An 11,984-nucleotide genomic window follows, 5' to 3' on the forward strand; every position below is an offset into this window, starting at 1 on the left:
CGCCCCCCTACCCCCCTTACCCCCCAAACGCAGCAGCAGCCCGCTGCAACCGATCCCTAACCCCATCCCACTCATGCCCAGCCGGCAAGGCCTCAAACACCAGCCGCGCAAACCCATCCCCATCCAGCCTGCGCAACAAGCTATAAAGCGCACGCGCATAACCCTCGGCATCGGCAGGCGCCTGCACCCAAACGCACCGCGGATCAGCAGCAGCCTGAACACCAACCCACGCCACTCGCGCGTCGGCGGGCAAATCGACCAGTTGCGCAGGCAGATCCGCAGCAGAACACAAACCCAACGGCGTATGCGGCGCATAGTGCGCCTTCAGCGTACCTGAGGCGCGCGGCGCCGCGGCATCCGGCGGCAGCGGCGTGACGCCCAGCACCTGCGCCATCATGGCCGGCGTGATCGCGCCGGGGCGCAGCAATACCGGGCCAATGCCCTGCTCCAGCCGCGACAGGTCGACGATGGTCGATTCGATGCCAACCTCAACGCCATCGCCTTCAAGCACGAAGACAGCGTCGCCAAACTCATCGCGCACATGCTGCGCCGTGGTCGGGCTGACCTGGCCAAACTTGTTCGCGGACGGCGCGGCAATGCCGCCGCGGCCACGCTTGAAGCGGCTAAGCAGCGCCTGCGCGACCGGATGCGAGGGACAACGCAGGCCAATGCTGTCCTGGCCACCGGCAACCGCCGCCGGGATATGCGCGGCGCGCTTGAGGATCAGCGTGAGTGGGCCGGGCCAGAAGGCGTCGATCAGCGCTTGCGCGGCCGGCGGCACGTCGTCCACCCAGTAGCTGATATCGCCGCCGTCCACCACGTGGACGATGATCGGGTGATTGGACGGGCGGCCCTTGGCCGCGTAGATGCGGGCGACGGCCTCGGGGTTCTCCGCGTCGGCACCGAGGCCATAGACCGTCTCGGTCGGGAAGGCGACCAGCTCGCCGGCCTCCAGCAGTTGGACCGCTTGGTCAAGTTCGGCGGACGTGGGCATGCGCGACATCGGGAATCTCTTGGGTGGCGTTACTACGAAGCTATCAGGGCGCAATATGCAGCGCTGTCAGGGCCGCGTCGAAGGCGCGCTCGGCGTCAGCTGCCTCGCCGCCCACGCAATTCACGTGGCCCATCTTGCGCGAGGGGCGGGCATCGCTCTTGCCGTACAGGTGCAGCTTGGCGCCCGGTTGCGCCACGACTTCGTCCCAGGCCGGCGTGCGCTCCAGGCCGAACTCGAACCACACATCGCCCAGCAGGTTGAGCATCTTGCCGGCCGAATGCTGGCGCGTGCTGCCCAGCGGCAGGCGGGCCATGGCGCGCACCTGCTGCTCGAACTGGCTGGTTTCGCAGGCGTCCATGGTGATGTGGCCGGAGTTGTGCGGGCGCGGCGCCATTTCGTTGGCGACCAGCGAGCCGTCGGTCAGCACGAAGAACTCGATGCACAGCACGCCCACATAGCCCATCTCGGTGGTGATGGTGGCGGCGGCGGCGCGGGCGCGCGCGGCGATCTCGTCGGAGACGCTGGCGGACGGCATCACGGTGGAGAACAGGATCCCATCGCGGTGCACGTTTTCGGCCAGCGGCCAGGTAGCGGTGGTGCCGTCCGCGGCGCGCGCGGCCAGTACCGAGACCTCGTAGGCCAGCGGCAGCATCTGCTCCAGCACGCACGGCACGTGCTGCATCGCGCGCCAGGCGGCGCGCACGTCTTCGCGGGTCTTGACGCGGGCCTGCCCCTTGCCGTCGTAACCCATGCGCGCGGTCTTGAGGATGCCGGGCAGCAGGTGCTCGGGCAACTGGTCGACGTCGGCGTCGTGCTGGATCACCCAGTGCGGCGCGGTGGGCACGCCGGTGCGCTCGGCGCAGGAGGCGAAGAACTTCTTCTCGCCAATGCGGTTCTGCGCGATCGACACGCAATAGCCGCGCGGCGCGACGAAGGCGCCGAGCTGCTCGAGCCGGTCGAGCGAGAGCGAGGGCACGTTCTCGAACTCGGTGGTCACCGCCGGGCATAGCTTGGCCATCTCGGCCAGCGCAGTTTCATCCGTATAGGCCGCGCAGATGTGCTTCTCGGCGATCGTGCCGGCCGGGCTGTCCTGGTCCGGATCGAGCACGCAAACCTTGTAGCCCATCGACTGCGCGGCATGGGTGAACATGCGGCCAAGCTGGCCGCCGCCCAGCATGCCTAGCCAGGCGCCGGGCAGCACCGGCGCGCTGGGATTGTCGATGCCGAACTCGGCACGCGACTCCGGCGTGTGGGCTTCGACCAGGTGGGGATGGATATCGGTGGGCATTGCGCGTCTTTCCGGATTCGGGGCTTAGGGCTAGTCGGTGTGCGTGCGTCTTACACCGGCAGCGTCATGGCGCGGGCGGCTTCGGTCTGCTTGGCGCGGAACGCTTCCAGCGCGGCGGCCAGCGCGTCGTCGGTGGTGGCCAGCGTGGCGATGGCGTGCAGCGCGGCATTGGCGGCACCCGCTTCGCCGATGGCGAAGGTGGCAACCGGCACGCCCTTGGGCATCTGCACGATCGACAGCAGCGAGTCCTCGCCGCGCAGGTAGCGCGACGGCACCGGCACGCCGAACACCGGCACGATGGTCTTGGCGGCGATCATGCCGGGCAGGTGCGCAGCGCCGCCGGCACCGGCGATGATGGCGCGCAGGCCGCGCTCGCGCGCGGTGGCGGCGTACTCGAACATATCGTCGGCCATGCGGTGGGCAGAGACCACGCGTGCCTCGAAGGCCACGCCGAAATCCTTCAGCATGGCGACCGCGTTCTGCATCACGTCCCAGTCGGAACTGCTGCCCATCACAACGCCGACCAGCGGCTTGGCTGTATTGCTCACGTTAAATCCTTAAAAATCAGTCTGGCGCATATTGATTGCGCCAGCTTTCGCCTTGCGTTTTTTTGCGCTCCTCTCCCGCGCGCGGGAGAGGAGTTGGGGGAGAGGGCGGGCGCTCGTTACGCCTGCGTGCTGGAAAACACCACGGGCTTCGCTTGAAGTGGCTCCTAGCTAAGCCACCCCTCTCCCCGCCCCTCTCCCCCTGAGGGGAGAGGGAGTCAACACCGTCGTCATTCCGAACGGCATTGGCGCGCCTGCCGGCTTCGGCCAGCACCTGCGCCGCCCCAACAATTACTGCAGTTCCTCGCCGGTCAGGCGCGTCAGCGCCTCGCGGTACTTGGCGGCGGTCTTCTCGATCACGTCGGCGGGCAGTGCCGGCGCCGGGGCGGTCTTGGGCCAGGGCTTGCCGTCGATGCGCACGGCTTCCAGCCAGTCGCGCACGAACTGCTTGTCGAATGACGGCGGGTTGGTGCCGACCTGGTACGAATCCGCGGGCCAGAAGCGCGAGGAATCGGCGGTCAGCACTTCGTCCATCAGCGTCAGCGTGCCGTTCTCGTCCAGGCCGAACTCGAACTTGGTGTCGGCGATGATGATGCCGCGGGTGGCGGCGTAGTCGGCCGCTTCCTTGTACAGGCGGATCGAGATGTCGCGCATCTGGCGCGCCAGTTCGGCGCCGATGCGGGCTTCGGTTTCCGCAAAGGAGATGTTCTCGTCGTGCTCGCCCATCTCGGCCTTGGCGGCCGGGGTGAAGATCGGCTCGGGCAGCTTCTGCGCGTTCTGCAGGCCGGCGGGCAGCTCGATGCCGCACACGCTGCCGGTGGCCTGGTAGTCCTTCCAGCCGCTGCCTGCCAGGTAGCCGCGCACCACGGCTTCCACCAGGATCGGCTTGAGGCGCTTGACCACCACGGCACGGCCTTGCACCTGCTCGACCTCGGCCGGGCTCACCACGGTCTCGGCGGCGATGCCGGTTTCGTGGTTCGGCACGATGTGGGCCAGCTTCTTGAACCAGAAGTTGGCCATCTGGTTGAGCACGCGGCCCTTGGCCGGGATCGGCTCGCCCAGGATGACGTCGAAGGCCGACAGGCGGTCGGTGGTGACGATCAGCAGCTTGTCGTCGCCGACAGCGTAGTTGTCGCGGACCTTGCCGTGGCCGAGCAGCGGCAGCGAAGTGATGGAGGACTGATAGAGAGCGTTCGACATGGTGGTTCGGTGGTTCCGATGGGAGGCACTAACAGAATGATTCTGGCGTCGGGCCAGAACAACTGCTTCGCTTCATTTTGTTAGCGCTTTTCAGGCTCCGGCGCCGGGGCCTGAAAAGCGTCGTCCCCGCACCTCTCCTTTTGACGGGATCGGGGCGGGGACGGCACGGGTCCTGCTTACTGCACGACCTGGGCGAGTTCGCCCGACTTGTACTTCTGCGCGACGGCCGCGAGCGAGACCGGCTTGATCTTGGCGGCCTGGCCTTCGCAGCCGAAGGCGACGTAGCGTGCCTTGCAAACCAGCTTGGCGGCTTCGCGGGCCGGCTTCAGGTATTCGCGCGGGTCGAACTTGCTCGGGTTTTCGGCAAAGAAGCGGCGGATCGCGCCGGTCATGGCAAGGCGGATATCGGTATCGATATTGATCTTGCGCACGCCGTACTTGATGGCTTCCTGGATTTCCTCGACCGGCACGCCGTAGGTTTCCTTCATGTCGCCGCCGAACTGGCGGATTTCTTCCAGCAGCTCCTGCGGCACCGACGACGAGCCATGCATCACCAGGTGGGTGTTGGGGATGCGGGCGTGGATTTCCTTGATGCGGTTGATCGCCAGGATGTCGCCGGTGGGCTTGCGGGTGAACTTGTAGGCGCCGTGCGAGGTGCCGATGGCGATCGCCAGGGCGTCCAGCTGGGTGGCCTTGACGAAGTCGGCAGCCTGCTCGGGATCGGTCAGCAGCATGGAGTGGTCCAGCTTGCCTTCGGCGCCGATGCCGTCTTCTTCGCCGGCTTCGCCGGTCTCGAGCGAGCCCAGGCAGCCGAGCTCGCCTTCCACGGTCACGCCGATGGCGTGCGACAGCTGCACCACCTTGCGGGTCACGTCGATGTTGTACTCGTAGTCGGACGGGGTCTTGCCGTCTTCACGCAGCGAGCCGTCCATCATCACCGAGGAGAAGCCCAGGTCGATCGCGGCCTGGCAGATCGCCGGCGACTGGCCGTGATCCTGGTGCATCACCACCGGGATATGCGGGTAGGCTTCCACCGCGGCTTCGATCAGGTGGCGCAGGAAGTGCTCGCCGGCATACTTGCGCGCGCCTGCGGAGGCTTGCATGATCACCGGCGCATTGACTTCGTCGGCGGCCTGCATGATGGCCTGTACCTGTTCCAGGTTGTTCACGTTGAAGGCGGGCAGCGCGTAGCCGTTTTCGGCGGCGTGGTCGAGCAGCTGGCGCATCGATACGAGTGGCATGTCAAACTCCTAAAGAAAGAATGGGGTATCTCGTTTAATCATGTAATCGTTTTGCTCGCGTAGCACACCGTCTCTACGCGATTATTCCGGGAGTGATGCTGAGCGCCCAGGCGCCGGCTGTCTGTCCGGCGCGGCACATATCAGGCACCTACCCGGACAATCTTCAGCGTATTGGTGCCACCTGGCTGGCCCATCGGCTCGCCAATGGTCAGCACGATAAAGTCGCCGCGCTGCACCACGCCTTGCGACAGCAGCAGTTCTTCGGCCTGTTCCAGCGCGGTGTCGCGGTCGGCGCTGGCTTCCAGCGGCAGCGGCACCACATTGCGGTATAGCTGCATCTTGCGCTGCGAGGCCAGGTTGGGCGTCATCGCGTAGATCGGCACATGGATGCGATGCCGGCTCATCCACAGCGCGGTGGCGCCGGAATCGGTCAGCGCGGCAATGGCCTTCACCTGCAAATGATAGGCGGTGAACAGCGCGCCCATGGCGATCGACTGGTCGATGCGGCCAAAGGTCTGGTTCAGGAAATCGGTGTCGAGCTGGACCACCTCGGATTTCTCGGCCTCCACGCATACCAGGGCCACGGTTTCCACCGTCTCCACCGGGTAGCTGCCGGCGGCGGTCTCGGCCGACAGCATCACGGCGTCGGTGCCATCCAGCACGGCGTTGGCCACGTCCGACACCTCGGCGCGCGTGGGCACCGGGTTGACGATCATGCTCTCCATCATCTGGGTGGCGGTGATGGTCAGCTTGTTGGCTTCGCGCGCCAGCCGGATCATGCGCTTTTGCAGCGCCGGCACGGCCGCGTTGCCCACCTCCACGGCGAGGTCGCCGCGGGCCACCATGATGCCGTCGGAGGCTTGCAGGATTTCCTCGAGCACGCCCGGACGGATGGCCTCGGCGCGCTCGATCTTGGCGATCATGCGGGCCTTGTGCTGGTGCGGCTGGCCGGCCACCGCGGCGAGCTGGCGGGCCATTTCCATATCGGTGGCGTTCTTCGGGAAGCTCACCGCGACATAGTCCGCGCCCAACGCCATGGCGGTCTTGATGTCTTCCATGTCCTTGGCGGTCAGCGCCGGCGCCGACAGCCCGCCGCCCTGGCGGTTGATGCCCTTGTTGTTGGACAGCTCGCCGCCGATCTTCACCTTGGTGAAGATCTCGTTGCCGAGCACGCGCTCCACCGCCAGCACGATCAGGCCGTCGTTGAGCAGCAGCAGGTCGCCCGGGCCGACGTCGCGCGGCAGGTCCTCGTAGTCGAGGCCGGCGCGTTCCTGGTTGCCCAGGGTGCAGGTGGCGTCGAGGATAAAGGGCTCGCCCACCTTCAGCGTGATCTTGCCGTTTTCGAACTTGCCGACGCGGATCTTGGGGCCTTGCAGGTCGGCCATGATGGCGACTTCGCGGCCGCAGGCCTTGGCCGCCTCGCGCACCAGGCGGGCGCGCTCGATGTGGTCTTCGGCCTTGCCGTGGGAGAAGTTCAGGCGCACCACGTCGACCCCGGCCGCGATCATGCGCGTCAGGATTTCCAGCGTGCTGGAAGCGGGGCCGATGGTAGCGACGATCTTGGTGGAACGGGTCATGAACTGATTTTCCTTATCGAGGGCCAGCGCCGCCCGGCGGCGCCGGCACGGCTTGCTTCCTGCGCGCCGCGCGGCGCCGGCGCCAGGCCAGCGCGAACCACAGCAGCGGCACACCAACCAGCAGCCACGGCAGCGCGCCGGCGGCCACGCGGATCAGCATGGCCAGGCTGCCGAGGAACAACTCGGCGATATCGCTCACGGCGTCGCGCAGCGGCGACACCTTGCGCCGGCTGACGAACGTCTCGCGCGCGACGAAGTCGATGCGGACCTCATTGCGGTCGGTTTGCGCCGCCAGCATCTTGCGCAGTCCGTTGATCGTGTCCAGCTCACCCTGCACGCGCGCCAGCTCGCGCTCCAGCTCGATCACGTCGCGCAGCGGGCCGCGCGCGTTCTGCAGCATGGCGCGCAGGCGGTCGCGCAGCTCGGTGGTGTTCTTGATGCGGGCTTCGGCATCGATCACCTGGTCGGTCTTGTCCTCGCTCGACACCGCGTTGGACACCACCGTGCCGCCCTGCTCGGCCGCCTTGAGCAGATCCGGCAAGGCTTTCGGCGCGATGCGCGCGCGCAGCTCGCCGTGCGGCAGCGCACCGTCGCGGCTGCGGGTGAAGGCCGCCTCCAGCAACTCGCAGCCGAGCGCCTGGCAGCGTTGCACCACGCTCTTCCAGCCAGTCTCCAGCGCGTCGGCGGCGTTCTCCACCGTCAGCGCGTACTTCAGCGCCAGGTAGCGGCGCTCCGCCTCCTGCTGCTCGCCACCACCACCCCGTGCCAGCTCGCCGGCGGGCATTCCCGCCACCGACGCGGCAGCCTGGGGACGCCCCTCGGGCGCGCCGCCGCCCGGGCGGCCGCATGCGGCCAGGGCCAGCATCATCGAGGCCGCCAGCAGCAACGCCGCCAGCCCACGCTTGCCGGCCATGCCCGCGCCAAACCCACGCAAACCTGTCACCCTCAGCCCGCGGCGCGCTGTTCCAGCACCTCGAACGCGGGCAGCTTCTTGCCCTCCAGGAATTCCAGGAAGGCGCCGCCGCCGGTGGAGATGTAGCCCACCTGGTCAGCGATGCCGTACTTGGCGATGGCCGCCAGCGTGTCGCCGCCACCGGCGATCGAGAACGCCTTGGACTCGGCGATGGCCTGCGCCAGCACCTTGGTGCCATTGCTGAACTGGTCGAACTCGAACACACCAACCGGGCCGTTCCACACGATGGTGCCGGCCAGCTTGAGCTGGTCCGCCAGCATCTGCGCGGTCTTGGGGCCGATGTCGAGGATCATGTCGTCGTCGGCCACGTCCTTCGCGTCCTTGACGGTGGCAACAGCGGTGGCGCTGAATTCCTTGGCGCACACCACGTCCACGGGGATGGGCACCGAGGCGCCGCGCGCGGCCATGAGGTCGATGATGGTGCGCGCATCGGCCACCAGGTCAGCCTCGGCCAGCGACTTGCCGATCTTCAGGCCGGCAGCCAGCATGAAGGTATTGGCGATGCCGCCGCCGACGATCAGGTTGTCGACCTTGCCGGCCAGCGTCTTGAGGATGGTCAGCTTGGTGGACACCTTGGAGCCGGCGACGATCGCCACCAGCGGACGCGCCGGCTGGCCCAGGGCCTTGCCCAGCGCATCGATCTCGGCGGCCAGCAGCGGGCCGGCGCAGGCGATGGGGGCGTACTTGGCAATGCCGTGGGTGGTGGCTTCGGCGCGGTGCGCGGTGCCGAAGGCATCGTTTACGTAGACGTCGCACAGCTTGGCCATCTTCTGCGCCAGTTCGTCGCTGTTCTTCTTTTCGCCCTTGTTGACGCGGCAGTTTTCCAGCAGCACCACTTCGCCGGGCTTGACCGCGCTGACGTCGCCGTTGCCGTCGACCCAGTTCTGTACGAGCTTGACCGGCTTGCCGAGCAGCTCGGAGAGGCGCGTGGCCACGGGCGCCAGCGAATCCTCGGGCTTGAACTCGCCTTCGGTCGGGCGGCCCAGGTGGGACGTCACCATCACGGCGGCGCCTGCCTGCAGGCAGGCCTCGATGGCAGGCACCGAGGCGCGGATGCGGGTGTCTTCGGTGATTTGGCCGGCGTCATCCTGCGGCACGTTCAGGTCGGCGCGGATAAAAACCCGCTTGCCGGCAATTTTGCCTTGGGAGATGAGATCGGAAAGACGCAGGACAGAGGTCATGGCGGTGGCTGGAGAGCGAAAATCGGGGAAAATCGGCATTTTACCTGATCGCAAGGGCCATTTTGCGGGATTGGGCCCCGGATGCACCCGCCGGTGGGTGTACTATTCGCCACATGTAACGGGCGGCGTGCCACATCCTTGCAACGCACCCCCTGAATGGGGGGTGCGACAATCACGCTTGGTCTCGTACGCTGCTGCCAAAGCGCGCACTGTATGCACAAGTTGGTACAAGAAAAGCACGCAAAAACATAGCCAGAGGCCCGCTTCAGACGGGACCCAAGGCACGGGTGCCGGACGCGCTTACGGGAAGCGGCGTCGGCGCCGCACGGCTAACGCCGTTGTCGCGAAGGCAGGGGTAATCATGAACGAAGACATGCACGGGGCAATCCGTGGCTTGTATGAAGGGATTCTTGACGCACAGGCCTGGCAGCAAAGTTTGAACACCCTGAGCAACATCGTAGGCAGCGCGCACGCATCGATGATCGTGCGCGATACCGATCGGGACCTGATGACGGTCAACGAGATGGTGCGCCCGGTGCAGGAGCTGTTCAGCGCTTACGAGAAGGAGTTCCACGAACTCGATCCGGGCAAGCTGTTTGCCCATAACCTCTCCCCCGGGGAGTGGTACATCGATGCGCGCGATTTTGGCGAGGGCTCGATGCAGCGCAGCCCGTTTTACCGCGATTTCTTCCACCGCTTCGACCTGTGCTCCTACGCGGCCTGCCTGGTCGAGCGAAAGCCCCACTACGAGGTGTATTTCGCGCTGCAGCGCTCGTTCTCCCAAGGCAATTTCACGCCGGCGGACGTCAGCGCGCTGGACTGGGCGCTGCCCCACATGCGCAGCGCCATGGCCATGCGCGACCGCACCCTCGGGCTGTCGAGGCTGGCGCAGTTGTCAGCGCAGATCCTGGAGCGCCTGTCGTTCGGCGTGATCGCCTTCTCGCCCGAGCGGCGCGTATTGCTGAGCAACGGCATCGGCGAGCGCTGGGTGCGGCGGCTGGACCCCGCCGGCAAGTCCGGCGAGTGGCAGTTGTCGCGCTCGCTGGCCGACCTGGTGAGCACTGCCTGCGCGCCGCACAGCACGGTGCCTGCGCGTGCGGCCATCGCCCGCCATGCCAGCGGCGCCTGCGCGCAGCTGATCGTGCTGCCGCTGCCGCCGTCCCACGTCTTTGCGCTGCCCTGGCAGCAACCCGCCGCGCTGGTGGTGATCCATGAAGACGCGCAGACGCCGGCGCAACTCCCGCAGTTGCTGCGCGAAGTCTATGGCCTGACGCCCGCCGAGATCCGCCTGGCCAGCCTGTTGGCTACCGGCATGGGCCTGCCCGAAGCGAGCGAGCGCCTGAGCGTTCGGCACGAAACCGCGCGCAGCCAGCTCAAGGCGGTATTCCTCAAGACCGGCGCCAGCACGCAGGCCCGCCTGACGCGGCTGCTGACCCAGCTGGGCACGGCACTTGGGCCCGGGCCCGAGGGGCAAGACGGCCCCGGCGACACTGCCTAGCCGCATCGCGCCGCCGGGGCCCGGCGAACGCCGGGCCCCGGCTCAGCCGAGCAGCCGCAGGCCGGTATAGACCGCCATGCCCGCCACGATCATGCCCACCATGCGGCGCGTCGCCAGGTAGAACACCAGCGCCACCGCGCCGGCCACCAGCTTGTAGTTGCTGGGTGCCAGCGTGAAATGCCCGTGCCAGGTCATCAGGTCGGGCAAGATGATGGCCGCCAGCGCCGCCGCTGGCGCGTAGCGCAGCGCGCGCTGGATGCGGTCCGGCACGGTCACGCGCTCGCCCGCCATCAGGAACAGCGCACGGGTGACGATGGTCACCAGCGCCATGCCGACCAGCGCGATCCAGATCTCGAGATGGCTCATGCCCGGTCCTCCGCAGCCGGGGAGGCTGACTGAGAGGCTGACTGAGAGGCTGCCTGCGCGGGGGCATGCTCCGCCTTGCGGCGGCGGATGCCGCGCAGGGTCGCGCGGGCCGCGAGCTCGTCGCTGGCCATGCCGGCGGCGATCGCCCCCACCACCGCCGCCACCAGGCCGAGGCGGTAAGGCAGCTCGAAGCACAGCAGCGCCAGCGTCGCAGCCACCGCCACCGCCAGCAGCGTGGAACGCGAGCGGATGGTCGTGACCATCACCGGAATCAGCGCCAGCGTGCCGGCCAGCCCAAGGCCCCAGCTATCCGGGAACGCGCTGGCCAGCACGATGCCGATGATCGACGAGACCTGCCACATGGTGAAATTGGTCAGCGCCATGCCCCAGAAGTACCCTTCCTTGCCCGGCTCATGGCCCGGCGTGGCATAGCGCTGCATGAAGTAGACGAAATGCAGGTCGCCGTTGAACGACCCCAGCAGCGTGCGGCGCCACAGTGGCAGGTAGCTGAAATGCGGCTGCAGCCCCGCGCTGAAGATCACGAAGCGCAGGTTGACGATGGCAGCGGTCAGCCACACCGTCCACAACGGCAGGCCCGCCGCAAACAGCGGCAGCACGGACAACTGGGCCGAGCCCGCATAGACCAGCAACGACATGCCGATCGCCTCGGGCACGTTCATCACCGACTTGCTCATGGCCACGCCGGTCACCAGCCCCCAGGAGAACACAGCAGGCAGGGACGGCGCAAAATACCGCGCCCCCTCGATAAAGCCGGCCCGCTCGGCCGGGGCAAAACGATGCCAGGGACGCAGCAGTGCCTGGGGCGGTCGGAATGTCATAACTGAAGATAGGGGGGATGGCTGCCGCCACGGGCGGGAAAGCCCTTAGGGGGAATTGGGCATTATAGGGGGAGTGGGAGGGGGTGGTAAGTGGTTGCTTAACAGTTGTTGGGCGGGTTGGGCTTTGGGGGTGGTTTGCGCGGGTTTTTGCGGTTTTTGTTGCGGCGTTGGCTTTTGCACCCAAGTGCCGTACGACATCCCCCTGCGGGGGCTGCCGGTCACTTTTCTTTGCGCGGCAAAGAGGGTGGAGACAAAAGAAAGAAAGACCTATTCTTCCTAAAC

The 11,984-nt window shown here is 67.0% G+C and carries 11 protein-coding genes; 1 reads left to right on the forward strand and 10 read right to left on the reverse strand.

Going from position 1 to position 11,984, the window contains the following annotated elements; all coding sequences use genetic code 11:
- Positions 1–16: 16 nt before the first annotated feature.
- The 8 genes from ACYP5B_RS52995 to ACYP5B_RS53030 form a co-directional block, all read right to left on the reverse strand.
- Positions 17–1,003, reverse strand: a complete 987-nt coding sequence (locus tag ACYP5B_RS52995) for an L-threonylcarbamoyladenylate synthase (RefSeq protein WP_267605617.1) — start codon at positions 1,001–1,003, stop codon at positions 17–19.
- Between the two features lie 34 nt (positions 1,004–1,037).
- On the reverse strand, positions 1,038–2,282 hold the full coding sequence (locus tag ACYP5B_RS53000; RefSeq protein WP_459575509.1) for a 5-(carboxyamino)imidazole ribonucleotide synthase: 1,245 nt from the start codon (positions 2,280–2,282) through the stop codon (positions 1,038–1,040).
- Between the two features lie 50 nt (positions 2,283–2,332).
- On the reverse strand, positions 2,333–2,830 hold the full coding sequence (purE, locus tag ACYP5B_RS53005; protein ID WP_006158083.1) for a 5-(carboxyamino)imidazole ribonucleotide mutase: 498 nt from the start codon (positions 2,828–2,830) through the stop codon (positions 2,333–2,335).
- 288 nt (positions 2,831–3,118) lie between these two features.
- Complete coding sequence (locus ACYP5B_RS53010; protein ID WP_400100039.1) at positions 3,119–4,027, reverse strand: phosphoribosylaminoimidazolesuccinocarboxamide synthase; 909 nt, start codon at positions 4,025–4,027, stop codon at positions 3,119–3,121.
- A 176-nt stretch (positions 4,028–4,203) separates the two neighbouring features.
- A complete protein-coding gene (fba, locus tag ACYP5B_RS53015; RefSeq protein WP_267605613.1) occupies positions 4,204–5,268 on the reverse strand; it encodes a class II fructose-bisphosphate aldolase in 1,065 nt (354 codons plus the stop codon).
- A gap of 140 nt (positions 5,269–5,408) precedes the next feature.
- Complete coding sequence (pyk, locus tag ACYP5B_RS53020; protein WP_267605612.1) at positions 5,409–6,845, reverse strand: pyruvate kinase; 1,437 nt, start codon at positions 6,843–6,845, stop codon at positions 5,409–5,411.
- A gap of 13 nt (positions 6,846–6,858) precedes the next feature.
- A complete protein-coding gene (locus ACYP5B_RS53025; protein ID WP_318238289.1) occupies positions 6,859–7,758 on the reverse strand; it encodes a DUF4349 domain-containing protein in 900 nt (299 codons plus the stop codon).
- Between the two features lie 32 nt (positions 7,759–7,790).
- Positions 7,791–8,999: a phosphoglycerate kinase gene (locus tag ACYP5B_RS53030; RefSeq protein WP_459575513.1), complete on the reverse strand. Its 1,209-nt coding sequence runs from the start codon at positions 8,997–8,999 to the stop codon at positions 7,791–7,793.
- Between the two features lie 361 nt (positions 9,000–9,360).
- Between ACYP5B_RS53030 and ACYP5B_RS53035 the strand changes: the two genes are divergently transcribed.
- On the forward strand, positions 9,361–10,497 hold the full coding sequence (locus ACYP5B_RS53035; protein ID WP_400100046.1) for a helix-turn-helix transcriptional regulator: 1,137 nt from the start codon (positions 9,361–9,363) through the stop codon (positions 10,495–10,497).
- 42 nt (positions 10,498–10,539) lie between these two features.
- Here the strand turns inward: ACYP5B_RS53035 and ACYP5B_RS53040 are convergent, their stop codons facing one another.
- Positions 10,540–10,863 (reverse strand): AzlD domain-containing protein, encoded by a 324-nt coding sequence (locus tag ACYP5B_RS53040; RefSeq protein ID WP_267605609.1) that lies wholly within the window; start codon positions 10,861–10,863, stop codon positions 10,540–10,542.
- Complete coding sequence (locus ACYP5B_RS53045; RefSeq protein ID WP_459575515.1) at positions 10,860–11,702, reverse strand: AzlC family ABC transporter permease; 843 nt, start codon at positions 11,700–11,702, stop codon at positions 10,860–10,862. Before ACYP5B_RS53045 ends, ACYP5B_RS53040 begins: the two co-directional genes overlap by 4 nt.
- Positions 11,703–11,984: the final 282 nt, after the last annotated feature.

Source organism: Cupriavidus sp. 8B, from assembly GCF_054589115.1.